A 24984-nucleotide genomic window follows, 5' to 3' on the forward strand; every position below is an offset into this window, starting at 1 on the left:
CTCTGCTGCGGTTTAAAAATCGGGGGAAATTATCCGCGCCATTCCGGCGCAAAAGGGATTTCGTCATCGAGATCACGCGCGAAGCCGCCGCCGCTCTGGCTGGCGTAGCTTCCCGACGATTGCGAATTGCTCTGATGATCGCGCGTGCGCGTTTCGCCACGTCACTGCTTGCCATATCGACACGTTATGGTTGTTGGGAGCGGCTCTTGAATGATTGACTACCAATTAGAAGCCCCTTAATTCAAGGACCACGAAAAGGGGCTTCAATGAATTGTTATCTCATCAATCTTGATCGCAGTCGTGATCGGCTGGAATTTATGGCTTCGCAGTTCGAAAAGCATGGACTGACATTTGAGCGGGTGGAAGCAGTTGATGGGCGCGCTCTTTCAGAGGAAAAGTTGGCTTCCTATACCCAGCTTAGCAAGAATTGGCCTATCGCCCTTGGACCAACCGAAATTGGATGCTTCCTATCGCATCGAAAGTGCATAGAAATGGCTGCTAAAAGCGAAGCAGCTTTTTCGGCTATATTTGAAGACGATGTTACTTTGAGCAACGGTGCCGCCCGTCTTCTTTCCTCCGACCATTGGCTTCCTGCAGAAGCTGACCTTGTTAAGATTGATGCGTATGGACATGAGGTTTTAATCTCACTCCCAGTTAATAAAGAAGGGCCATACGCAGTTACACGCCTATTGTCGCGCCATTTGCAAACAGGTGGATACATTATTTCGCGGATAGCAGCGCAACGCCTTATCAAGATGATGGACAAAGCGCCCGCGCCGGTTGACCATTTCCTTTTTGATCCGGAAGACGGTCCCTTTAACGAGTTTAATATATATCAGATTACGCCAGCTATCTGTTGGCAGTCTGGGCTACAAAGCACCATTGGAGGAAACAGGCCACGTAAAAGCCGTCCAACATTCTTCCCGCTTCTCTGGCGTGAAGCTACAAGGTTCGTACGCCGCACAAAGCACAACTCAAAAGGCACATGGGTGAATTTAACGCGGGCTGGACAATGGGGACCAATACCGCGCGATAAAGATATCGCTTAAGCTTTTCGCTGCATCGCTAAAAGCAGCCAATAAATAAACTAACCAAAAGCCCGGCCTTAGTGCCGGGTTTTTTTGTTGCCGAAATCAGCCTGTGGCGGGGCATACCCTAAAATTAAAGGAACGAACCCGATGTCGACACCGACTTTCGGCATGACTTTTACGCGGCCAAATGACGAACCGTTGCCGGTTCTCGGCGCAGACTTTTCAAAAATACTGCTCACCGAAACTTCAAACGATGCATCAGCTTCTGAATATCCAGAGGATACGCCAGTCCGCACTTCCACAAGCAATGGCGATGCTGTTGAAGCACTTGGCACCGGCTGTCTCACCGATGCCGTCAAAGGGATCAACGCACAGACTCGTTGTTTGAATTAATCGGCAGTACGCCAGATATAGCGAAAACACATGAAGACATCGATATAATGTGGGAATCTGCTGTTGCACTTGCTTAAGCTGGCTGCGAGTTTTCCAATTGCAATTCTCGCTCCCTTCGGCGCGCAAGTTCTCTCATCGGGCCGGTGCGAAGCGAGGATTCTTGATTCAATTCACCGCCTTTCTTCCATATTCCATATTTCTCGCGAAAATAATCGATAACCAGCAAATCGGCATTCACTCGATCATGCCCTGCTTCTACGAAGCCCAATAAGCTATCAATACTGGCACCTTCGGTTTCCGGTAAGTGCTCGCGCCTTCCGGTCATCCAAATCGGGATCCCGCGACGTTCCAAATGGCCGGACAACCAGGGATCGTCCACAGTCCACATAACATCCGGGATATCGTAGAATGCTTCATCGAACCATTCCGGGCGTACAAGCACCCCGGCAAAGCCTGCGAGCTGGTCTACATAACCGGCAGTCGAAAGATTGGGCTTATATAAAAATAGGCTCAGTATCCGCTTGGTACGGTATGAAGAATTCTTTTTCTTCCACCTGCCACGCGGAAGCCGATCTGTGGGGCGGCAATCGTCAGAAATATCGGGAAAGCTTTCTCCGACTTCGACGATACAGGCATCAGGATGTTCTGCCGAAGCGTCTTTGAAACGCTTATGCCAGCCAGCATCATAAATCTTGTCATCATCGCAAAACAGGATATCGACGTTTTGGTCTTTTAGATCACGTGCGGCAGGCAGAACTTTTGTAGCAGGCCCGTAATCCTTGTCGCATCGCACGATACTGACGCCAGATGGCACCAGGGGCAACGCGCCATCCCAGTTAGTAAACCGCCGATATTCCATCGGGATATAAACACGAATCTCTTGAAACTTGAGGCTTTGTGACAGAAGCGACTTCAGTGTTGGTTCAATCAAATGAAAACGAGAAGGGATCGTCGATAGTGTTACTACCGTTGGTCTGCTCATATTGCCCCCAGTATATGCCTAAGAATTAAATACTCGCGAGTTCATCAACTCTTGTAAGAAGGAATGTCAAGCTTGATGCGGTGAATTTAGCTTGTGGCAAGTCTCTTTTGTGGTGGGCAGCCTGTTTCAAGCGATGCATTCGCTTTGTTCTGGGCGCTGCGCGACGATTGTTGCCACTCACAAACTGACAGCTAGTCCGCATAATGCGGCCTATTAGTTTTCAACAAGCCCGGCCATTGTGCCGGGTTTTTTGTTGCCTAAATCAGCCCGTGGCGGGGCATACCCTAAAATTAAAGGAGCGAACCCGATGTCGACACCGACTTTCGGCATGACTTTCACGCGGCCAAATGACGAACCGTTGCCGGTTCTCGGCGCAGACTTTTCTAAAATACTGCTCATTGAAACTTCAAACGATGCATCAGCTTCTGAATATCCAGAGGATACACCTGTTCGCATTTCCACAAGCAATGGCGATGCCGTTGAAGCACTTGGCACCGGCTACCGGACAGCAGATTATCCCCGGGCTGCTGTCACTCTTCGGCATATTCTACGGCGTAGACTCATAAACTGATGCACCAGATGCGGACGACAGCGATGAGTTTGACAGCAGCCAGAAAATTGGCCGGTTTTTTGTCGTAACGTGTTGCAATGCCGCGATAGTGCTTGAGGCGGTTAAAGAAGCGCTCGACCAAGTTTCTCTGGCGATATACCCATGGCGAGAATGCAAATACGTCCTTAGCGCTCAGGGATTTCAGACCATGACGATCCTGTGCGGAAGCGCCATAGAATGCCATTGAGTACCATGCGATCATCGACGCGGGGTACACCACGCGGTTTGCATGGCAACAGCGGCGCAATAATCGACCATTCGCGTTCTGTAAGTTCATAGCGGCGACGTGACATCAAAGACCTCCAAATCCGAGACCTTTGAATCACTAATCCATTCAAATAGCTAGACTATTTATGAGTGCACGACCTAATATCGAAGGGCAAGTTAATGCTGGATGTGTGTGGGGAGCGAACTTAAGTGGAAAGGCAGGCTTGCGCCTGCCTTTCCTGTTGCCTGAGACAGGACTTCCAAAGTGCGGGGGCAAACAGGAAGTCCATCTCGGATCCGAAGGGATTGATCATGAAAACCGGGGAATGTAAATCAGAAAATACTAAAATAACTATCGCTTTGGGATTAAAGCTTGGGATAGTTAATTTTTCTATAAATCACAAAGTTTTACATGATGTGGCAAAGTCGCATTAATATTACTTTTCTTCTAATTTCGACGTCTTCGTGCTCGTCAAATTTCATGCGTGAAGCACAATCGCCGCTTTAAATACGCATAAAAAAAACCTCCGGTCGAAACCGGAGGCTTTCTATTTTTGATCTGTTGCCCACGCCACTCTGCGGCGCAGGCTTTAAACCATGGGCGTGCTTTACAGATTTCCTAGAAATCCATGCCGCTCCCCGCACCGCTTTGCGGTGCAGGCTTTTCTACTCATGGGCGTGCTTTTTGGATTTCTTAGAAATCCATGCCGCCCATGCCGCCCATACCGCCAGGCATGCCAGCAGGAGCTGCATCCTTCTTAGGCAGTTCAGCAATCATGGCTTCGGTGGTGATCAGGAGGCCAGCAACCGATGCTGCGTTTTGCAGAGCGGTGCGAACAACCTTAACCGGATCAACAACGCCAGCCTTGATCAGGTCACCGAATTCACCATTGGCAGTGTTGTAGCCATAGGTGTCGGAGCCGTTTTCAAGAATCTTGCCAACGATCACGGAAGCTTCTTCACCAGCATTGGTCGTGATCTGACGAGCAGGAGCCTGCAGAGCGCGACGAACGATGTTGATACCAGCTTCCTGGTCAGGGTTTGCACCCTTGGCAGAAATCTGAGTCGAAGCGCGGAGCAGAGCAGTACCACCACCAGCAACGATACCTTCTTCAACCGCAGCGCGGGTTGCATTCAGGGCGTCGTCAACGCGGTCCTTCTTTTCCTTAACTTCGATTTCAGTTGCACCGCCAACGCGGATAACTGCAACGCCGCCAGCAAGCTTAGCAAGACGTTCCTGAAGCTTTTCACGGTCGTAGTCAGAAGTGGTTTCTTCAACCTGTTGCTTGATCTGCGAAACGCGCGCGTCGATTTCAGCCTTCTGGCCTGCACCGTCGACGATCGTGGTGTTTTCCTTCGAGATCGAAACTTTCTTCGCACGGCCGAGCATGTCGAGCGTAACGGTTTCGAGCTTGATGCCGAGGTCTTCGGAGATAACCTGACCGCCGGTGAGGATCGCGATGTCTTCGAGCATTGCCTTACGGCGATCGCCGAAGCCAGGAGCCTTAACAGCAGCAATCTTCAGGCCGCCACGCAGCTTGTTGACAACGAGCGTTGCAAGAGCTTCGCCTTCAACGTCTTCAGCGATGATGACGAGTGGCTTCGAGGTCTGAACAACAGCTTCGAGAACTGGCAGAAGAGCCTGCAGGTTCGAGAGCTTCTTTTCGTGCAGAAGGATATATGCGTCTTCGAGGTCAGCAACCATCTTATCTGGGTTGGTGACGAAGTATGGCGACAGGTAGCCGCGGTCGAACTGCATGCCTTCAACGACTTCGAGTTCGGTTTCAGCGGTCTTGGCCTCTTCAACCGTGATCACGCCTTCGTTGCCGACTTTCTGCATCGCTTCAGCGATCATCTTGCCGATTTCGGCTTCGCCGTTTGCGGAGATCGTGCCAACCTGAGCAACTTCTTCCGAAGTGTTGATCTTCTTGGCCTTGCCGAGAAGGTTTGCAACAACTTCAGTGACTGCGAGGTCGATGCCGCGCTTCAAGTCCATTGGGTTCATGCCGGCAGCAACAGCTTTTGCGCCTTCCTGAACGATAGCCTGACCGAGAACGGTCGCCGTGGTTGTACCGTCACCAGCAGTGTCGTTGGTCTTCGAAGCCACTTCGCGCAGCATCTGTGCGCCCATGTTTTCGAACTTGTCTTCGAGTTCGATTTCCTTGGCAACCGATACACCGTCCTTGGTGATGCGTGGAGCGCCGAAGGACTTGTCGATAACGACGTTACGACCCTTAGGGCCGAGCGTAACCTTAACAGCGTCAGCGAGGATATCGACGCCGCGCAGCATCTTTTCGCGCGCAGTGCGACCGAATTTTACGTCTTTTGCAGCCATTTTACTCTCCTGGGAATTGTCCCGGTCAGATTATGGTGAATTGATTTCTGGTAAGAACGAAACCGTTCTGGGCTGAATTAGCCAACGATATCGAGCCTGAGGCGTTAGCCAACAATACCGAGAATGTCGGATTCTTTCATGATCAGCAGGTCTTCGCCACCGATCTTGACTTCGGTGCCTGACCACTTGCCAAACAGAACCTTGTCGCCAGCCTTAACTTCGAGAGTGATCAGCTTGCCTGCTTCGTCACGAGCGCCAGCGCCAACAGCGACGATTTCGCCTTCCTGTGGCTTTTCTTTAGCGGTGTCCGGGATGATGATCCCGCCAGCGGTCTTAGCTTCCGATTCAACGCGACGAACGACGACGCGGTCATGAAGCGGGCGGAACTTGATATCAGCCATGGTATAACCCTTGGTGTTATAGACGTTGAACCCTATTAACGGATCAGCTGATCCGCGCTTGTTAGCACTCTACTTGTGTGAGTGCTAACGTGCTACTGAGATAGAAGCGCCCCTATTGTTTGTCAAGGATCGTTGCCGTTTTTTGACAATGCAAAAAATAATTTTTTGCTTCTTACGCGCTGACAGCATGAACGCGATTTGTACGACAGGTGGGGACTATACAGGTGTTTGACAAGGTAGGTCGAAAAATAACGCCATTTATGGGGTTGTCTTCAACAAACGGCTCGGTTGGTTAACGCAATTGATTTATTTGTCAGTTCATTTGGACGCAGAGAGCTTCAAGCCGGGTGACAGATCAGGCTGTGTCTTGTAGAGGAAGCCCACTGTGGATTTTTTTGACGACATTTGGTTTCTGAGCCTACCGGACAATAGGAAGATTGAGGAAAAAGATGAAACTGCCTGAACGCCTTGATGATCTGACGGATGGATATGACGCGATCTTCTGTGATGTCTGGGGTGTGCTGCATAATGGCGAAGTCGCTTTCCCTCAGGCGGTTGCAGCCTTACAGCGTGCACGTGCAAAGGGACTGACCGTTATTCTGGTGACCAATGCACCGCGCCCGTTTCCAAGTGTGATTGCGCAAATGACGCTGCTCGGTGTTCCGGAAGATGCCTATGATCGCGTGGTCACATCTGGCGATGTCACGCGGGATCTCATTACCGAGGGACCACGCAAGATTTTCCATATCGGCAGTGAGCGCGAGCTGGCTATTTATGATGGACTTGATGTCGAGCTGGTAGAAGAGTTTGAAGCATCGGGTGTTGTCTGTACGGGGCTATATGATGATGAGACGGAAACGCCGGACAATTATGCCGAGCTTTTACAGCGTCTGCGTTCGCGTAATCTGCCATTTATCTGTGCCAATCCCGATATTATGGTCGAGCGCGGATCGCGCCTGATCTGGTGTGCTGGCGCCTTGGCGAGAGATTACGGCCAGCTTGGCGGGCGCACACTGATTGCAGGCAAGCCACATCGCCCGATTTATGAAGCGGCTGCGAAGGCGGTTGAAGAAATTCGCGGACAGGCAGTCGACAGGAAGCGCATTCTCGGAATCGGCGATGGTGTGCTGACCGATGTGAAGGGTGCTGCAAATTTCGGCCTTGATGTTCTTTATATTTCCGGTGGGGTACATGCCGCGGATTATGCTGCGGATGGCATTGTCGACTTCGACAAGATGGACGCTTTTCTGAAGAAGCATGGTCATGCGCCCATTGCGTCACTTTACGCTCTTGTTTGATATCAGTTTCGAGAATCTGCTTCGACCATGACAAACCCTGCTTTTCAGCGTCTTTCAGGAACAGATATCCTGCCGCACCATCTGCGTGATTGTGTGGTGGCGATTGGCAATTTTGACGGTGTTCATCGCGGTCATCAGGCCGTGCTTGAGCGTGCGCTGGAACTTGCAAAGCAAAATGCTCTGCCCGCACTGGTGCTCACATTCGAGCCGCATCCGCGCAGCTTCTTCAAGCCGGATGAGCCTGTGGAACGCCTGACCGATGCGGTGGAAAAGGCAGAAATTTTGCGGCTTATGGGTTTTGATGCTGTGGTCGAGCACCCCTTTACCGCAGATTTTGCATCGCTTTCTGCAGAAGATTTCGTGCGCAATATCCTTGTCGAGCGTTTATACGCCAATTGTGTTGTCACTGGATATGACTTCCATTTCGGCAAAGGTCGGCGCGGCACGCCGGAATTTCTGCAACAGGCGGGAGAATCGTCAGGCTTCAGCGTGTCGCTTGTTGATGCCTTCAGCGACGAAGGCGGCTGTCTTGTTTCTTCAACACGCGTTCGTTCGCTTCTCTGTGCAGGAGAAGTCGCGGAGGCTGCTGGTTTGCTTGGCTATCGCTACCGGGTCAGCGGCGAAGTCATTCACGGTCAAAAACTCGGGCGCACACTTGGCTTTCCAACCGCCAATATGACAATTGATGACCATGTCAGCCTCAAACACGGCATCTATGCAGTTCGTTTCCGCAGAGCGGATGGAACATTGCATGATGGTGTCGCAAGTTTTGGCCGTCGCCCGACCGTTGCCAGCGACGGCAAGCCATTGCTGGAGACCTTTGTCTTTGATTTTTCCGGCGATCTGTATGGCGAAGTGGCTGAAGTGTCTTTCTTTGCCTATCTGCGCGGCGAAGTGAAATTTGACGGCCTTGATCCGCTGATCAAGCAGATGAAACATGATGAAGAAGAAGCACGGGCCGTGCTTGCAGGCGCGCAGCCATTGTCTCAACTTGATCGTCTTCTGTCATTCTTGCAGTAAACTTGTTACTATATTAGAAATAGCTACTATATATTCTGTTTTAGATTTAATTTAAATTTTACATATTCCGTTCAAACAGTCTCAAATACCCCTAATTTTTTGGGAACTGTTTATCGGAGTTTCAAGTGACGCGTATTGTTTCCCTTGCCTTTGTTACGGGCGCTGCATTGTTCATAGGTTCTCTGTCGGCCATGGCTGCAGATATGCAGCAGACCGATGTTTATTTGAGTGAGGACGTAAAGCCAGCTCGCAAGTATTTCTGGTCCGGTGACTGGTATCTTAAGGTCGGGGCTGCGGGTTTGATTGCGCCGAAGTTTGAAGGCTCCAACAAATATCGTTTTTCCGCACAGCCACTGGTCTCGCTTGGGCGCCAGGGTGAGGCCGAGCGTTTTTCTTCGCGCAATGACAATGTGTCCTTTGCGTTGATCGACACGGATCGCTTCCGCGCGGGAGGCGTGGGCAAGCTTCTGTTCAAGCGTGATACCGATATTGACGGCATCAAGGAAACCAAGTTTGGCGGTGAAGTCGGTGGTTTCGTTGACGTTTACCCGACCGACTGGCTGCGTTTGCGTGGTGAAGTGCGTCAGGGGATCCGTGCGCATAAGGGCGTTGTTGCCGAGGTTGCCGCAGATGCTTTCTACGATGTGACGCCTGTTATCCGCGTTTCGGCTGGTCCGCGTGCAACTTTTGCATCCAAGGACTACTTCAAGACCTATTATGGTGTAAGTGCTGAAGAAGCTGTTGCATCGGGTGTTAAGGAATATCGTCCAGGTGGCGGTTGGGAATCTGTTGGCGTTGGTGGTGCCATAACGTGGCGTGCAACTGACAAGATAGATACGAGCCTGTTTGGTGAGTATAGTCGCCTTCAGGGGCCTGCGAAAGATTCGAGCATCGTAAAGCAGCATGGCTCAGCAAACCAGTTTATGGTCGGGATTGCAGCGACTTACCGCTTCGATTTCTCGCTCGACTGAGCAAACAACGCCAATCTGTAAAGTTTTTCAGGGGCAGGGTTGCAAGTTTATTGCGCCCTGCCTCTTTATTCCTGTGAAGGTCATTGCTAAAAGCATGCCCATGATGACGGATTTTCGGCATATTATTGTGGCCATACGAATTATTGGCCCGGCCTTCCTCTAAGCCTTGATGGCGTTGCGCAAAGCGCAGTGCATGGCAGGAAGGTCCGGGAATGACTGGCTATGCCTCGCAGCTTTCAGAGTTTTCAAGCATTTTCACCCGCCATATTGCCGTGCGGGATTACAGGCAAACGATAAAATGACCGACAAGATCGATTATTCCAAAACCCTCAACCTTCCGCAGACCGCGTTTCCGATGCGCGCGGGCCTGCCGGCGCGCGAGCCGCTTCTGGTGCAGCGCTGGGAGGAAATGAACCTTTATAAAAAGTTGCGTGAAGACGCGAAAGACCGGCCGCTTTATGTGCTGCATGATGGTCCTCCATACGCGAACGGCAACATCCATATCGGCCACTCACTCAACAAGATCCTCAAGGATGTGATCACACGCTCATTCCAGATGCGCGGTTTCAACTCGAATTATGTGCCGGGCTGGGATTGCCATGGCCTGCCGATCGAGTGGAAGATCGAAGAAAAATACCGCGCGCAGGGCAAGAATAAAGACGAGGTTGAGATCAACGAATTCCGCAAGGAATGCCGTGAGTTTGCAAGCCACTGGATCAAGGTTCAGTCGGAAGAGTTCAAGCGCCTTGCAATTTGCGGTGATTTTGAAAACCCATACACGACCATGAACTTCCATGCAGAAGCACGGATTGCAGGCGAACTTTTGAAGTTTGCAGCGTCCGGCCAGCTTTATCGTGGTTCCAAGCCGGTTATGTGGTCGGTTGTCGAACGCACAGCATTGGCTGAGGCTGAAGTCGAATATCACGATATCGAGTCGGATATGATCTGGGTGAAGTTCCCGGTCGATGCGGATCGCTATACTGGAAGCGGCCCGTTGGTTGACGGTCCAGAGAACGCTAAGGACGCGTTGGATTCGCTTTTATCGTCAAGCGTAGTGATCTGGACAACAACGCCGTGGACTATTCCAGGCAATCGCGCCGTCGCCTATTCGCCTCGCGTGTCTTATAGTCTTTATGAAATTACCGAAGCTGAAAATGACTTTGGGCCGCAGGCCGGTGAGAAATTAATTTTTGCTGATAAGTTAGCCGAAGAGTGCTTTGCCAAGGCAAAACTGAAGTACAGCCGCCTTTTTGCACTAACAAAAGATCAGCTTGAAGAGATAACGCTTTCCCATCCTCTCAAAGGCTTTGGTGGCGGATATGAATTCGTCGTGCCGCTGGTTTCGGGTGATCACGTCACCGACGATGCCGGTACGGGCTTCGTTCACACGGCACCAAGCCATGGTCGCGAAGACTTTGAAGCCTGGATGGACAATGCGCGTGAACTTGAAGCACGCGGCATTGATCCGAGTATTCCGTTCCCGGTCGGCGATGATGGTTATTACACCAAGGATGCGCCGGGCTTTGGCCCGGATCGTGAAGGTGGGGCTGCACGCGTTATCGATGATAACGGCAAGAAGGGTGACGCAAATGAATCCGTCATCAAGCAGCTCATTGCGCGTGACAAGCTGTTTGCACGTGGCCGTCTGAAGCATTCTTATCCGCATTCATGGCGCTCGAAAAAGCCGGTTATCTTCCGCAACACGCCGCAATGGTTCGTCTATATGGACAAGAACCTTGGTGATGGAACCACGCTGCGCTCGCGCTCGCTCAAAGCCATTGAAGAAACGCGCTTTGTGCCTGCTGCCGGTCAGACCCGTTTGCGTGCCATGATCGAAGGCCGCCCGGATTGGGTGCTTTCGCGTCAGCGCGCCTGGGGCGTGCCGATCTGCGTTTTTGCGGATGAAGAAGGCAATATTCTGCAGGATGATGCCGTCAATAAGCGCATTCTTGAGGCTTTTGAAGAAGAAGGCGCTGACGCATGGTTTGCCGAAGGTGCGCGTGAACGCTTCCTGGGTAGTCGCGCACATGAAGGCTGGACGCAGGTTCATGACATTCTCGACGTCTGGTTCGATTCGGGCTCGACGCACACGTTCACGCTGGAAGATCGCCCGGATATGAAGTGGCCGGCCGATGTTTATCTTGAAGGATCGGATCAGCATCGTGGCTGGTTCCACTCGTCGCTGCTGGAAAGCTGCGGAACGCGTGGCCGTGCGCCTTACAATGCGGTTGTCACTCATGGTTTCACCATGGATGAGAACGGCAAGAAGATGTCGAAGTCGCTCGGCAACACCGTGATACCACAGGACGTGATCAAGGATTCGGGCGCGGATATTCTGCGTCTCTGGGTCATGACTACGGACTACTGGGAAGATCAGCGTCTGGGCAAAAACATCATCCAGACCAATATCGACGCTTATCGCAAGCTGCGTAACACCATCCGCTGGATGCTCGGCACCCTTGCCCATGATGAAGGCGAAACGCTGCCGCATGCTGAACTGCCGGAGCTGGAACGTTTGATGCTGCATCGTCTGGCCGAACTCGATGAAGTCGTTCGTTCGGGCTATGATGCGTTTGATTTCAAGCGTATTGCTCGCGCGCTGATCGATTTCATGAATGTCGAACTTTCGGCCTTCTATTTCGATATCCGCAAGGATGCGCTTTATTGCGATGCGCTATCGAGCGCCCGCCGCAAGGCGGCGCTCCAGACGGTGCGCGCGATCTTTGATCGTGTAACCACATGGCTTGCACCCATGCTGCCTTTCACGACCGAAGAAGCATGGCTGGATCGCTATCCGCAGGCGGCTTCAGTGCATCTTGAACAGTTCCGCGCAATTCCGTCTGAATGGCGCGACGATGTGCTGGCAGAAAAGTGGCGCAAGGTTCGCAATGTCCGCCGTGTTGTAACGGGTGCTCTGGAGCTTGAACGCGCCGACAAGCGCATCGGTTCTTCGCTGGAAGCAGCCCCTGTTGTCTATATCGCAGATAAGAGCCTTGCCGATTCGCTTGAAGGTCTGGATTTTGCAGAAATCTGCATCACCAGTGGTATCGAGGTTAGCGATGCTGTAGCCCCTGCTGAAGCCTTCGTGCTTGATGACGTTAAGGGGGTTGCTGTTGTTCCGGTTCGTGCGCAAGGCGAGAAATGTGCCCGGTCATGGCGTTACACCACCGATGTCGGCTCCGACCCGGAATTCCCGGACGTCTCGGCACGCGATGCGGCTGCACTGCATGAATTGAAGGCTTTGGGTAAGCTTTCCGTATAACAACCAATGAAAGCCCGGTTGCGGTTGCATCCGGGCTTTTTTCGCCCAAGGGGTTGCTTTATAAATTGAGCGTATGGTGAAATAGCGGTTAATATCGCGATTGCCCGTAGAGACGCTCTCATGTACAAGGCTCTCCTTGAGATAAACTTGCAATCTGCCTTGGAGTTGCCGGTTTCTTGCGGCAAGGGTATTAAAGAAGCCTTTGGCAACAGAAAATCGACAGGCGTAAAAGAAGTGGCGCTAATGAAGATTGAAGGACGAGTTCTGGTATTGATGACGGCAGTTGCGGGGCTCGCGCTGTCCGGTTGTGTGTCGTCGCCGACCTACGGAACCGACAAGACCGCTGGTGCGCAGCTGCTTGACGATATGTCGAACATGGCAAGCTTCGGTCAGGGCAAGAATAAAGAGCGTATCAATTATAAGCCGCGCCCTGATCTTGTACGTCCTGCACAGGGCGATAAGGGCATTTTGCCTGCACCGCAGGAAAGTGTCGCAAGCGCAAGCGATCCTGCCTGGCCGGAATCGCCGGAAGAGCGCCGCAAGCGTTTGCGTGATGAGATTACTGCAAATCGCGACAGCCCGAACTTTGTTTCTCCAATTGATCAGGATGTTGCAGTTGCGGACAATGCGAGAATGCTTCCGCGCGGCAACAGCCGCCGCGAAGAATACGAAACGCGCACGCCAACAGCAGATCCGGCACGTATTGCCGAGCTGAAAAAAGCGCGTGAGCAGCAGTCACAAGGGTCTTCTACAACGCGTAAATATTTGAGTGAACCGCCTTTGGGGTATCGCCAGCCTGCGGCAACAGCTGCCGCCGGTGAGTTGGGGCAGGATGAGGCCCAGAAAGAGCGTGAACGCAAAAAAGCCGCCAGTGGCGGTGGCAAGAGTTGGCGCGATATTCTGCCTTGGAATTGATTATCTGATAGATGTTTAAATGGTTCATCAGCTGAAAGATTATTCTTTCAGCTGATTTTTTTAGGCGCGCATGACTTTAGCATATTTCCAATAGTTCACCCCCGGAATGTGATGGTTGCTTATTTTCATTTTCACAGAGGAAAGCACTATCGGTCACTTTTCAAGGCAGCGCCAAGACCACGCACGTCATCAAAGCAGAGCTAAAGCTGCTGAAAGCTCAAGTCGCGGAATTCGCGCGGCTCTAGGCAATATGGATAATTATTTTTCGGTCGTGGTGTGAGAGGATTTTGTTTCTGAACAGGAGAACAGACCGCTGTGAAATGTATCTCCATAAGGGCTGTTCGACGCATTCAGGGGCAAAACCCACCATGCCCCAAATAGATATGATGAAAATATAATTTTCCACACGGCCTATGGGATCAACGAAAAGACTGTGAGGAAGTGGTGATCCAGATCGGACGTTACAGATGCGTCAATAGAGCCGAAGGAACGTAAAAGCACTCTCCTTTCAGCTTCTGGGGGCTGCATCATCTCTCTGCCGTTCACCCTCGGCGATCACGATTTTTGCTCAAGTAGCATCAATCGTGTCGCCATGTTTTCTATTGAACAATACACATATATGAGCAGCGCCCGGACCGGTCAGATATTCACCACCTGTGGCAAAGGCTGATCCACATTCATCGCGTGATCAAGAACGCGTTGAAGATTTGCAGCGTGACGGAAGTTCGGCTCCAGACCAACCCCATCCGCTACTGCTCGTGCAAACCGCTGATAATTGGTTTCGACGGGGCTTACTTCAATCTCGCGCCACACCGGTGTCTCAATATCTTCCCCGATTGAACCACGAAGGGTGGAACCTGTCGGTGTATGAATGACTTCAAGCGCGCCTTTGTCGCCATGAATGCGCAATCGCAATTCATTAAGATGACCTGTTGCCCAGCGGCTGGCATGTATGACGCCAAGCGCACCGTTCGAATATTCCGCCGTCATTACAAAGCTGTCATTCGCATCCAGCACATATTCACCGATTTGATTGTTGTCGGCCTTGTCGAAGGTCTTCAATCGGGCCGATGCCCGTTCCACATCGCTGCCGATTGCATAGGATGCAAAATCAAGAATGTGAATGCCAACATCGCCAAGAACCCCATTGGAACCGTGGCGCGTGGAAAGCCTCCAGAGCCACTTGCTCTCGGTTTTCCAGTCACCCCAGGCTTTTGAAACAAGCCAGCTTTGCAGATAAGAAGCCTCGAAGTGACGTACCTGACCGATTTCGCCAGACATCACAATGTCGCGTGCCTTTTGTAAAGGAGCGACATTGCGATATGTAAGATTGACCATATTGATGATGCCCGCCTGCTCGGCAGCATCAGCCATTTCAGCGGCTTTGTCGTAGCTCTCTGCAAGCGGCTTTTCGCAAAAGATATGTTTGCCAGCGCCGATGAGCGCCAATGACGTCGGATGATGGATCGCATCCGGCGTCACATTTGCAACAGCATCAAAGCGGTTCCATTCAAGAGCATCCTCCAGCCGCGTGAAGCGGTCGTGAATGTCATGATTTTCGCAGAATGCATCAACGCGTTCCGCTGACACGTCACAAGCTGCGACCACTTCAACGCCATCTATGGCTTTGAAGGCCTCGGCATGGTTCTTTGCCATGCCGCCAGTTCCAAGAATAAGAAGACGCATCATGCACCTCAACGATAACCGGCTTCACCGGCCTTATGAAGTTTAGGCCCCCGCTCGACAATCGGCTCTAAAGCCTGATCGACCGGGACATTGGGTGCCGTGTGAATATCAGTCCATGCGGGTTGAGGGTTATAGGCCCACTTGACGGCGTTACGCAGTACGGTTTGCACATTCGCATCGTGATAGGTGGGGTAGGTTTCGTGGCCGGGACGGAAGTAGAAGATATTGCCTGCGCCGCGCCGCCATGTGAGTCCTGAACGAAATACCTCACCGCCCGCAAACCATGAGATAAATACCGTTTCTAACGGTTCAGGAACGGAAAATTGCTCGCCATACATTTCTTCGTTTTCAAGCACAAAATTCTCATCCAGCCCCTGTGCAATGGGGTGACCCCGATTCACAACCCAGACCCGCTCACGTTCGCCTGCTTCACGCCATTTCAGCGCACAGGGCGTTCCCATCAAGCGCTTGAAAATTTTAGAAAAATGGCCTGAGTGAAGCACGATCAGTCCCATGCCCTCAAAAACGCGTCTGGCAACGCGCTCAACAATTTCATCCTTTACGCCGCCATGGTCCTTATGCCCCCACCACACCAGGACATCCGTGTTGGCGAGACGTTCTTCCGTGAGGCCGTGCTCCGGCTCTTGCAAGGTGGCCGTGGTGGCGTCAATGGTGCTATCGCCATTGAGTGCGTCTGCAATCGTGTTGTGCATTCCATTCGGATAAACAGCACGAACAGTTTCATTGATCTGCTCGTGGACATTTTCACCCCAGACGATAGTGCGTATAGACACGGCTATTCTCCTTAATTGCGGCTATCAGCCCTTGTGTGGATTTGAGCCTTGCGAACATGCGCGCCGGTTTATGAAGCCGGTGCCTGAACGTATTGCTCCAAAAAAGATTTCTCGATTTGAAAGGTGGTCTAACCGTCCTGCGCACGCCCATTCTCATCAAAGCGATGGATACGTTCGCCAGTCGGCGCAATGGATAGCAAATCACCGGGTTTGCGGATTGACACGCCGCTTTCGCGAACCACGAGAGGTTCTTCGGTACCGAGATCAATATAGACATATGTATCCGAGCCGAGAATTTCCGTGTGGATCACGCGACCGCTCCACAGACCTTCGTCCGAAACGATCTGGAGGTGCTCTGGCCGCAGCCCGACCGTGTGTGTCGCGAATTGTTCTGCGTATTTTCCACCGAGCAGGTTCATTTTTGGGGAGCCGATAAAGCCCGCGACGAAAAGCGAGTTGGGCTTTTCATAAAGTTCAAGCGGCGTCCCTATCTGCTCCACCCGCCCATCGCGCAAAACACAGATGCGATCAGCCAGCGTCATCGCTTCCACCTGATCATGTGTCACATAGATCATCGTGGTGTCTTCCATACTCTGATGGAGTTTAGCAATTTCGAGTCTCGTTGCCACGCGAAGCGCTGCATCAAGATTGGACAGAGGCTCATCGAAGAGAAACACCTTCGGATCCCGGACGATGGCGCGCCCGATCGCAACGCGCTGACGCTGGCCGCCTGAAAGCTGACGTGGCAAGCGTTCGAGATAGGGGGTTAGTTGCAGCATTTCTGCCGACTGTTCGATACGGCGTTTGCACTCCTGTTTGTCTTTGCCAGCCAGCTGCATGCCAAAGGCCATGTTTTCGTAAACCGTCATATGCGGGTAAAGTGCATAAGACTGAAATACCATGGAGATGCCCCGTTTGGACGGGCTCAAGCTGTTAACCACCACGCCGTCGATAGACAGGCTTCCAGAGGTGATTTCCTCAAGGCCCGCGATCAGACGCAGAAGCGTGGATTTCCCACAGCCGGACGGACCAACAAAAACCATGAACTCGCCTGCGCGAATGTCCATGTCCACGCCTTTGATAACTTCAAAATTCCCGAATGATTTGCGCACATCGCGCAATTGAAGCTGTGCCATATGTAAACTCCTATCCCTTCACGCCACCCGCAGTCAGACCGGATACGATCCGCCGCTGGAAGATGAGCACAAGGATGACGAGGGGAACTGTTACGATGACCGATGCGGCCATGATATTGCCCCATGGGATTTCGAATTGACTGCTGCCGGACAAAAGCGCGATAGCCACTGGAACCGTGCGCTGACCCGCCGACGACGTAAAAGTCAGTGCAAACAGGAACTCATTCCATGCAGAAATGAATGCCAGTAGCCCCGTTGTCACCAGTGCCGGCCACATGAGCGGCATAAACACACGCGTGATGATGACCCATGGGGATGCCCCGTCTACGATCGCGGCCTCTTCAATCTCGACCGGCAGATCACGCATGAAGGTTGTCAAAACCCAAACCGTGAAGGGCAAGGTGAAGATCATATAGGAGAAGATCAGAGCCAGAGGCGTATTGAATATACCGAGGAACCGGATCAGTTCGAACAAACCTGCAAGCACTGCAATTTGCGGAAACATGGATACCGACAAAATGGTGAGCAGGAGCAACCCGCGACCCCGAAAATTCACTCTGGCCAGCGCATAGGCGGCAGTTATCGCAAGCAGCAGTGAAATTGCGACAACAACTGTTGCAACAAACAAAGAATTACCAAGACTCCGAAGAAAACTGCCCTGACTGAGAACGCCGGTATAGTTGCTGATGGAAACATCCGTTGGCCAGAAATCCACCTGAAACAGTGCTGTTCCCGATTTAAGACTGGTTATGATCGCATAATAGAACGGAAACACTGCGATAAGGATGATGATGGCAACCAGCAGATAAAAGCCAAGCGTCTTAAGATAATGCATGGCTATTCTCCCTTTGCGCCAATGCTCACACGTCCAAAGAACATGTAGAGTACAGTGATGGCTGCGATGATGAGAAACAGCATCGTGGATGCGGTGGCACCATAAGCAAATTTATCGAAATCGAAGAGATTTTCGCGCGCGAAAACAGACATTGTTTTGGTCTGCGCATTGTTGGGTGTCAGCACATAGATGAGATCAAAAATACGCAATGCATCAAGCATGCGGAATATAACCGCGACCATCAATGCCGGACGAACAAGCGGTAAAGTCACACGCCAGAATACTTTGAGCGGATGGACACCATCGATCTTGGCAGCCTCATAAATATCGGATGGAACCATCTGCAACCCAGCAAGGATAAGCAGGGCCATGAAAGGGGTGGTTTTCCAGACATCGACGATCAGGATCGCAATCATCGCCGTATCGGGATTTGCCGTCCAGGCGATTTTCTGGCTGATAAGACCGAGATTAAGGAATATATGGTTCAGAATGCCAAACTGATCGTTGAGCATCCAGCCCCACATTTTCGCCGAGACGATTGTGGGAATGGCCCAGGGAATGAGGATGGCCGCTCGCACAAGGCCTCTTCCGCGAAATTTCGCGTTCAGCACAAGCGCTACAATCAATCCAAAGATGGTTTCGAGACCAACCGAAAACAGTGTGAACCTGATCGTATTCCACACCGCGCCCCACCATGCTGGATCGGCCAGAAGACCGCGATAAACGATGCGGCCGCTTTTTAAGGTGACCCATGTGAAGTAGTTTTTAAAACCGACAAACTCAGCCGTAGCAAGGCTTGTGAGCGATGCATTTGTAAAGCTGAAATAGATCGTTCTAAGCAGCGGCCAGCCGGCCACAAATGCCAAAACAATCAGCGTCGGTGCAAGAAACAGCCATGCCGAACGAATGCGTTGTGTATGCAAGTCGGAATGGTGTCGGCGTCCGTTCGACGCTTTTGAAGCATCAACAGAAGTATCCGTCATAATCTTCCTCTGAGGGCGGCGGGCTCTGAAAATTTTGCGTTCGGATCGCTTGGGAATAGATCCGAACGCGGCTTGATACGTGCTTACCAGCCAGAGCCTTCAAGCTCCGTCAGTTCGACCTCAAGCATTTCCAGGTTCTCGGCAGCTGTGCCACTGCCCGAAAGGGTTTTATGCACAGCAGTCCAGAATTTGGATGAGACTTCATTGTATTTAACTTTTGTCGCTGCCGAAGGCCGCGGCACCGCATTTTGGAAGATGGGTTTCCAATTCGCCATGAAAGGCTGCGCCGCGATAATTTCCTTATCGTCGTAAAGCGCTTCAATGGTCGGCAGACGTGAAATTTGAATTGCCTGCGCCTTCTGAACCTCAGGCGAAGCCAGATATTTCACCAAAGCAATCGCGGCATCCTGTTTCGTGGAATATTTTGACACAGCAAGATTCCACCCGCCAAGTGTCGAGGATGGAGGTTCACCTTCGGCACCAGCCGGTAAAGGTGCAACATCAAATTTGCCTTTCACACTGCTATCGTCATTATTGCCTAAGGCGTAAGCATAGGGCCAATTGCGCATGAACACGGCATTGCCAGTCTGCCAGACGCCGCGCGATTCTTCTTCCTGATAGGCAAGAACGCCTTGAGGGGAAATCGAACCAATCCAGCTTTTTGCACGATCAATTGCGGCTGCTGCGCGTTCGTTGTTGATTGAAATCGTTCCGTCAGCTTCCACAATCTGGCCACCACCGGAAGATTTGACCCACTCAAGCGCATTGCAGGTCAGGCCTTCATAGGCATTGCCCTGAAAGACAAAACCCCACAGGTCAGCCTTGCCTTCTGCGCGCTCTTTTTCCATGATCTCTTTGGCCGTCGCAGTCATCTCATCCCATGTTTTCGGGACAGGCTTGCCGTATTTCTCCAGGAGGTCCTTGCGATAAAACAATGCAGGTGCATCGGTATAAAAGGGCAATGCAACCAGCTTCCCATTGACCGTCTGAGACGCGATGATCGACGGAAAATGGCTTCCTGTTACATCTTTTGTAGCCTCGGTGAGATCAATAAACTGATCTGAAAGCTGCGGAGCCCAAACAATATCCGTCTGATAAATATCAATATCTGCATTGCCCGCCGCAAGCCACAAACGATACTGGCTGAATTGTTCGCTGCTTGATGGCGGCATGGATACAATATGAACCTTGTTGCCGGTATCTTTTTCGAATTTGGCAATCTGTTCCTGTAAAAACTGAATATTGTTGCCAGTTGAATTGGCAGCAATCGAAATTTCGGCTGCGTGAGCGAATGCTGTGCCAAAGCCAAATGCAACACAGGCAGCCAGTGCACCCTTAAGAGCTTTCATTGTTCCCTCCTCCCATCCATTCAGTAAGCGGCCGTTAAAATCGAAAACGGTTTGGATTCCAAAAAGGTTACAGAAGGCTTCAAATCTGTCAAGCTGCTGTTTTTTGGGAAACACAAAATACGACCGATTTAAATATTCATCTATATTTTCAATGATTTATATAAACTTTCCCGATGCAACCGCAGTTCACTCTCCCAATCAGCTACGATTGAGAGGCTTAAATTTCTTACCAAACTTGTAAACGGTTTGGTTCTGCCGCATACTTCTCTCAAAGGGCCATCAATGATGGTGGCCGCGCATTGTTAATCACAAGGAAGCGATTATAATCCAACGTCTAATCCGTTCTCCAAGCCGCAAGATCAAATGAAACTTCGTGAATTCGCCAAACAATTAGGACTTTCTGCCACAACGGTCAGTCGCGCACTGAGCGGCTATCCGGAAGTTGCTGAAACAACACGCAAGCGTGTTCGTGACGAGGCTGTGCGGCTCGGCTATCGTCCGAATGTCAACGCCGTGCGACTTGTGACAGGCCGTGCAGGCTCTATTGGCGTTGTCATGGGCCGCAATAGCGAGTTTCACTTTGCAGAGTTCATGCGTGGTATGGCTGAAAGACTCAGTCAGGATGAGGTGGATATTCTTGTCAGTCCCATAGCCAATAATGGCACGGACGACGAGGTGGAGCTTTGTCGGCGCCTTGCCACCAGTCGGCGTGTTGATGCCATAATCGTGACGTCACCAAAGCCCAATGATGAGCGCATCCGCCTGCTGCATGAACTCGGAATGCCTTTTCTCGTTCATGGTCGATCAAAAATCGACATCCCTCACGCCTGGCTTGATATTGACAACGAGGGCGCGGTCTATCGTTCAACCGCACATCTGCTAGATCTTGGCCATCGCCACATCGCTATGATTAATGGCCGCGAGGGATTTACGTTCTCGCTTGACAGAGACGCAGGATACCGCAAGGCACTTGACGAAAGAGGCATTGCGTTTGATCCGGGCTTGATTGAGCACGGCGACTTCACCGACGAGATCGGTTACCGCTTGGCCCAAAAACTCTTGAGGCGCGATTTGAGGCCGACTGCTTTCGTTGCAGGCTCTATGATGACCGCTTTGGGTATCTATCGTGCTGCCCGATCGTTTGGCTTGACAATTGGCCGTGACATCTCTGTCATCGCACATGATGACGTCATTTCATTTCTGAGTGCAGACAACATGGTCCCGTCACTGACTGCGACCCGCTCATCGATGCGCGCTGCTGGTAAGCGTTGTGCGGACATGCTGATGGATATTCTTGATGGCAAGTCACCATCCGATGTTCACGAGCTTTGGCCGGTTGAGCTGATCCTCAGGGAAACAGCCACCCGCGTCCCGGATGAAGCCGTCACGTCCATCAAAACGCTGGTATAACCTTATCTTCGAGAATTTTCCTTTAAGGAAGGTGATTCTACGTTTGAGCCTTTTTGGCAAAGTAGCCGGGCGGATAGGCCACATCCTGCGGACACCAAGATGAGCGGACGATCTGCTGCGTCAGGACGCGGGGATGCGCGAACGCAACGCACGTCATGCTGTCAACGAAACCAAAATCTCTTCCGAAGATGCCGCAAAATCCCTGGCCAACAAGCCTTTCAGAAACTCCCCCATGTGCCGATCAACATCTTGAGGAAACGCTCCGCTGCAGGCGATAACGTACCCCCCCTGCGTCTTACAACGCCTATAGTTCTTGAAATCTCGGGGTTTCGAATAGGCCTCGTGATCAAAAGTGGGTGCTCTCCCTGCGGTGTCGCCATCTGCGGTAACACAGATATGCCTAAGCCCGCCTCCACCAGACCAAGAGATGTCGACAAGTGGGTTACTTCGTAAAACCAGCGAAGTTTGATATTGGATTTTGCCAAGGCTCCATCAAGCAGTGTTCGATTGCCGCTTGAACGATGAACAGTGATAAGATGATATGGTGTCAGATCTTCCCAGCCAACTTCGGATTTTTCCGCAAGAGGATGGTCTTTGCTGGCAGCGAGAACGAAGGGGTCTTCGACAAGCCGGTCAAAGATCAGATCCGGATCGGCTGTTCCCATGATATTGATGCCGAACTCGACTTCACCGCGCGCAACGGCCTGCAATCCGTCCGTCGCCGGTAAGTCAAGAATTCGAAAGCGGATGTTAGGATACTCAATATTGAACTGCTTTATGACCTTCGGCAGAAAGTAGAAAGCGGCTGTCGGCAGACAGGCGATTGTTACAAGGCCACCGCGCTGGACGCCGGGATCACGCACTGCAAAAAGCGACCCGTCAAATTCCTCCAGCATACGCCGCACCAAAGGTAATAGTTCGGTGCCTAAAGCAGTGAGCGAAACATGTCTTGTCGTACGCTCTAAAATTGGCGCCCCAATTGCCAATTCCAGCTTCTGGATGCGTCTGCTGAGTGCTGGCTGAGACATGTTCAGCGTATCGGCAGCCCTGTGAAAACTCTCCAATTCGACAATGGCGAGAAATGCTCTTAGGTCTAGAATTTCGCAATTAATGCTCATTTTGCATCAATACTCCAAATCTTCGCATTTTACATATCAATCATTTTGCCACTAAGTGCAATAAATGAACTGATTAATACCCACTACACAAGAGTGGAGGCGAAAGCGCAAGCATGAACGATCTGATCTCTATCCCCTGTGTACTGATGCGAGGCGGCACGTCGAAAGGCCCGTTCTTTCTGACATCTGATCTTCCGACCGATCCGCGCGAGCGTGATCAGATTTTGCTTTCCATTATGGGTTCGGGTCACCCCCTTCAAATCGATGGCATCGGTGGTGGAAACCCTGTGACCAGTAAAGTTGCCATCATCGGCCCATCCAGCATTCCCGGCGTCGATATCGATTATCTTTTCGCACAGGTCCGTATTGATCAGCAGTTCGTTGATACCGCACCCAATTGCGGCAACATGCTTGCAGCTGTGGGTCCCTTCGCAATTGAGGCGGGACTTATGAAAACACAGGGCGCAACGACGCTTGTTCGTATTCACAACGTCAATACCGACAAGTTGATTGAGGCAGAAGTGCCGACACCTGATGGTAAAGTTTCATACCTCGGCGATGCCAGCATTGATGGAGTACCCGGAAAGGCGGCTCCAATTGCCCTGACCTTCATGGATGCGGCAGGTGCCCGAACAGGCAAACTTTTCCCTACCGGTGCCCCCCATGAAATGATTGAAGACGTGGCCGTGACATGCATTGACTGCGCGATGCCTATGGTTCTGATCGAAGCCAACAATCTTGGTGTCAGTGGTTACGAGAGTGCTGCCGAACTCAACGCCAACACGGCATTGCTTGCGCGGCTGGAACAGCTGAGAATCGAGGCTGGCAGACGTATGGGCATGGGCGATGTCACCAATCAGGTCACGCCCAAACCCGTTCTTATCAGCAATGCAAAAAACGGCGGCGACATCAATGTGCGCTATTTCATGCCGCACGAATGTCATCCGTCGCTTGCTACCACCGGCGCCGTCGGGATCGCAACAGCCTGCATAACGGCTGATACAGTCGCATCGAAACTAATCGGTCTTCACACACCACCGCTCGTGCTGGCGATCGAACATCCCAGCGGTCATCTCGATGTCAAGCTTCAGGAGCGAGACGGAAAAGTGACTGCCGGAATTTTGCGCACAGCCCGCCGTCTTTTTGATGGGCATGTGTTTGCTAAGCCTGTCAAACAAGCCGTATGCGCGGCATAATTCAACTGGTTGCCGGGAGGGCACCACTTAACCGGAGGAAAATCAATGCGTAAGTTCATGCTCGCTCTGGCAGCAACTGTAGCTCTTGCCGGAACAGCAATGGCTGATCCGGTCCGTATTAGCGTCGGGTCTTATAATCTCAATAATTTGCCATTTCCTGTCGCACAGGGGCTGGGCCTTTATGAGAAAGAAGGGCTAGACGTCACCGTGGAGAATTTTGCTTCAGGCGGTTCAAAGACGTTGCAGGCACTCGTTGCCGGATCGACAGATATTGCCGTCGGTTTCTACGACCACACCATTCAGATGCAGTCACAGAACAAGGCCGTGGTCGGCTTCGTCGTTCTGGCACGCAATTCCGGGCTTGTCCTTGCTGGTGGAAATAATTCTAAATTCGACCCCGCCAATCCCGAAACCATCAAGGGTGCAAAAATCGGCATTACAGCGCCCGGTTCATCTTCGGACTTCTTCGTGCGTTACTATCTGCAGCGCCACGGCCTTTCGGCAGATGATGTCGCTCTGATCGGTGTTGGTTCCGGTTCGGCGGCGGTTGCAGCTCTTGAACAGGGCAAGATCGACCTGCTGGTCAATTACGATCCTGCGGCAACATTTATCGAAGCCAAAGGTGTCGGCAAAATTCTGATCGATGGTCGCAGCGACGAGGGTGCCAAGGAAATCTACGGCGGTATTTATCCGACATCAGTTCTCTATGCCACGCAAAATTACATTGATGGTAATCCTGAAACCATCCAAAAAGTCACCAACGCGACAGTCAAGGCACTCGAATGGATGAACACCCATTCGGCAGAGGAAATCGTTGAAAAGCTGCCTAAGGAATTCATCTCGGGCGACCGCGATGCGTATATTCAAGCCGTAAAGAATGCCAAGGCGATCTTTTCCACGGATGGAAAATTCGATGAGGAAGATGTCAAAACGCCACTGGTTGTTCTGAATAGCTTCAATAAAAAAGTTGCGGCAACCGAAATCGATCTTTCGAAAACATACACAAACAGCTTCGTCGATAAAGCACCGCACGCGGCTACGAACTAGAAGGA

Annotated in this window: 22 protein-coding genes and 1 pseudogene; 11 read left to right on the top strand and 12 right to left on the bottom strand. The window is 51.6% G+C overall.

The genetic code is table 11. From position 1 onward, the window contains the following. The 3 genes from ABE527_RS15950 to ABE527_RS15960 all read left to right on the top strand — a co-directional run. Positions 1-218: hypothetical protein (locus tag ABE527_RS15950; RefSeq protein WP_499697517.1), on the top strand; the 218-nt coding region annotated here is incomplete at its 5' end. Positions 219-266: 48 nt separating this feature from the next. Then, positions 267-1049, top strand: a complete 783-nt coding sequence (locus ABE527_RS15955; RefSeq protein ID WP_499697518.1) for a glycosyltransferase family 25 protein — start codon at positions 267-269, stop codon at positions 1047-1049. Positions 1050-1178: 129 nt separating this feature from the next. Beyond that, positions 1179-1424: a hypothetical protein gene (locus ABE527_RS15960; protein WP_265986077.1), complete on the top strand. Its 246-nt coding sequence runs from the start codon at positions 1179-1181 to the stop codon at positions 1422-1424. Positions 1425-1497: 73 nt separating this feature from the next. Here ABE527_RS15960 and ABE527_RS15965 read toward each other — a convergent pair whose 3' ends face one another. The 5 genes and pseudogenes from ABE527_RS15965 to groES all read right to left on the bottom strand — a co-directional run bounded on the left by ABE527_RS15965 (position 1498) and on the right by groES (position 5959). Next, on the bottom strand, positions 1498-2406 hold the full coding sequence (locus ABE527_RS15965) for a glycosyltransferase family 2 protein (RefSeq protein WP_499697519.1): 909 nt from the start codon (positions 2404-2406) through the stop codon (positions 1498-1500). Between the two features lie 213 nt (positions 2407-2619). Further along, positions 2620-2805: a hypothetical protein gene (locus tag ABE527_RS15970; RefSeq protein ID WP_499697521.1), complete on the bottom strand. Its 186-nt coding sequence runs from the start codon at positions 2803-2805 to the stop codon at positions 2620-2622. A 161-nt stretch (positions 2806-2966) separates the two neighbouring features. Next, positions 2967-3309: pseudogene (locus ABE527_RS15975) on the bottom strand (transposase). A 608-nt stretch (positions 3310-3917) separates the two neighbouring features. Further along, the gene (groL, locus tag ABE527_RS15980; protein WP_265986118.1) at positions 3918-5558 is read right to left on the bottom strand and encodes a chaperonin GroEL; all 1641 of its coding nucleotides are present in this window, start codon (positions 5556-5558) and stop codon (positions 3918-3920) included. Positions 5559-5662: 104 nt separating this feature from the next. Continuing rightward, entirely contained in the window at positions 5663-5959 is a 297-nt protein-coding gene (gene groES / locus ABE527_RS15985; RefSeq protein ID WP_499695067.1) for a co-chaperone GroES, read from the bottom strand. 449 nt (positions 5960-6408) lie between these two features. Between groES and ABE527_RS15990 the strand changes: the two genes are divergently transcribed. From ABE527_RS15990 to ABE527_RS16010, 5 genes are all read left to right on the top strand, one after another. After that, positions 6409-7257 carry a TIGR01459 family HAD-type hydrolase gene (locus ABE527_RS15990; RefSeq protein WP_499697522.1) on the top strand — a complete coding sequence of 283 codons (849 nt, stop codon included), beginning with the start codon at positions 6409-6411 and terminating at the stop codon, positions 7255-7257. Positions 7258-7284: 27 nt separating this feature from the next. Further along, positions 7285-8277: a bifunctional riboflavin kinase/FAD synthetase gene (locus ABE527_RS15995; RefSeq protein ID WP_265986120.1), complete on the top strand. Its 993-nt coding sequence runs from the start codon at positions 7285-7287 to the stop codon at positions 8275-8277. 203 nt (positions 8278-8480) lie between these two features. Then, on the top strand, positions 8481-9248 hold the full coding sequence (locus tag ABE527_RS16000) for a MipA/OmpV family protein (RefSeq protein ID WP_499697583.1): 768 nt from the start codon (positions 8481-8483) through the stop codon (positions 9246-9248). 298 nt (positions 9249-9546) lie between these two features. Further along, a complete protein-coding gene (gene ileS / locus ABE527_RS16005) occupies positions 9547-12510 on the top strand; it encodes an isoleucine--tRNA ligase (RefSeq protein WP_499697524.1) in 2964 nt (987 codons plus the stop codon). A gap of 243 nt (positions 12511-12753) precedes the next feature. Then, the gene (locus tag ABE527_RS16010) at positions 12754-13425 is read left to right on the top strand and encodes a hypothetical protein (protein ID WP_265986148.1); all 672 of its coding nucleotides are present in this window, start codon (positions 12754-12756) and stop codon (positions 13423-13425) included. A gap of 639 nt (positions 13426-14064) precedes the next feature. On the opposite strand, the gene ABE527_RS16015 is transcribed toward ABE527_RS16010, so the two are convergent. From ABE527_RS16015 to ABE527_RS16040, 6 genes are all read right to left on the bottom strand, one after another. Next, the gene (locus tag ABE527_RS16015; RefSeq protein ID WP_265986317.1) at positions 14065-15111 is read right to left on the bottom strand and encodes a Gfo/Idh/MocA family protein; all 1047 of its coding nucleotides are present in this window, start codon (positions 15109-15111) and stop codon (positions 14065-14067) included. 8 nt (positions 15112-15119) lie between these two features. Further along, positions 15120-15905, bottom strand: a complete 786-nt coding sequence (locus tag ABE527_RS16020; protein ID WP_265986301.1) for a ThuA domain-containing protein — start codon at positions 15903-15905, stop codon at positions 15120-15122. A 128-nt stretch (positions 15906-16033) separates the two neighbouring features. Beyond that, positions 16034-17041, bottom strand: a complete 1008-nt coding sequence (locus ABE527_RS16025) for an ABC transporter ATP-binding protein (RefSeq protein ID WP_499697525.1) — start codon at positions 17039-17041, stop codon at positions 16034-16036. Between the two features lie 10 nt (positions 17042-17051). Further along, positions 17052-17876, bottom strand: coding sequence for a carbohydrate ABC transporter permease (locus ABE527_RS16030; protein WP_265986297.1), 825 nt, complete (start codon positions 17874-17876; stop codon positions 17052-17054). A 2-nt stretch (positions 17877-17878) separates the two neighbouring features. Next, on the bottom strand, positions 17879-18859 hold the full coding sequence (locus ABE527_RS16035; RefSeq protein ID WP_499697527.1) for a carbohydrate ABC transporter permease: 981 nt from the start codon (positions 18857-18859) through the stop codon (positions 17879-17881). Positions 18860-18942: 83 nt separating this feature from the next. Next, positions 18943-20208, bottom strand: a complete 1266-nt coding sequence (locus ABE527_RS16040; RefSeq protein ID WP_499697528.1) for an ABC transporter substrate-binding protein — start codon at positions 20206-20208, stop codon at positions 18943-18945. A gap of 363 nt (positions 20209-20571) precedes the next feature. On the opposite strand from ABE527_RS16040, the gene ABE527_RS16045 reads away from it, so the two are divergent. Further along, complete coding sequence (locus ABE527_RS16045; protein WP_499697529.1) at positions 20572-21618, top strand: substrate-binding domain-containing protein; 1047 nt, start codon at positions 20572-20574, stop codon at positions 21616-21618. A 218-nt stretch (positions 21619-21836) separates the two neighbouring features. Here ABE527_RS16045 and ABE527_RS16050 read toward each other — a convergent pair whose 3' ends face one another. Further along, positions 21837-22736, bottom strand: a complete 900-nt coding sequence (locus ABE527_RS16050) for a LysR family transcriptional regulator (protein ID WP_265986293.1) — start codon at positions 22734-22736, stop codon at positions 21837-21839. 113 nt (positions 22737-22849) lie between these two features. Here ABE527_RS16050 and ABE527_RS16055 point away from each other — a divergent pair, with 113 nt between their 5' ends. Further along, positions 22850-23932: a 4-oxalomesaconate tautomerase gene (locus tag ABE527_RS16055; RefSeq protein ID WP_499697530.1), complete on the top strand. Its 1083-nt coding sequence runs from the start codon at positions 22850-22852 to the stop codon at positions 23930-23932. Between the two features lie 45 nt (positions 23933-23977). Beyond that, positions 23978-24979: an ABC transporter substrate-binding protein gene (locus ABE527_RS16060; protein WP_265986291.1), complete on the top strand. Its 1002-nt coding sequence runs from the start codon at positions 23978-23980 to the stop codon at positions 24977-24979. The last annotated feature ends 5 nt before the right edge of the window (positions 24980-24984 follow it).

It is taken from the genome of Brucella sp. TWI432 (assembly GCF_039674445.1).
Classification (GTDB): domain Bacteria; phylum Pseudomonadota; class Alphaproteobacteria; order Rhizobiales; family Rhizobiaceae; genus Brucella; species Brucella chromiisoli.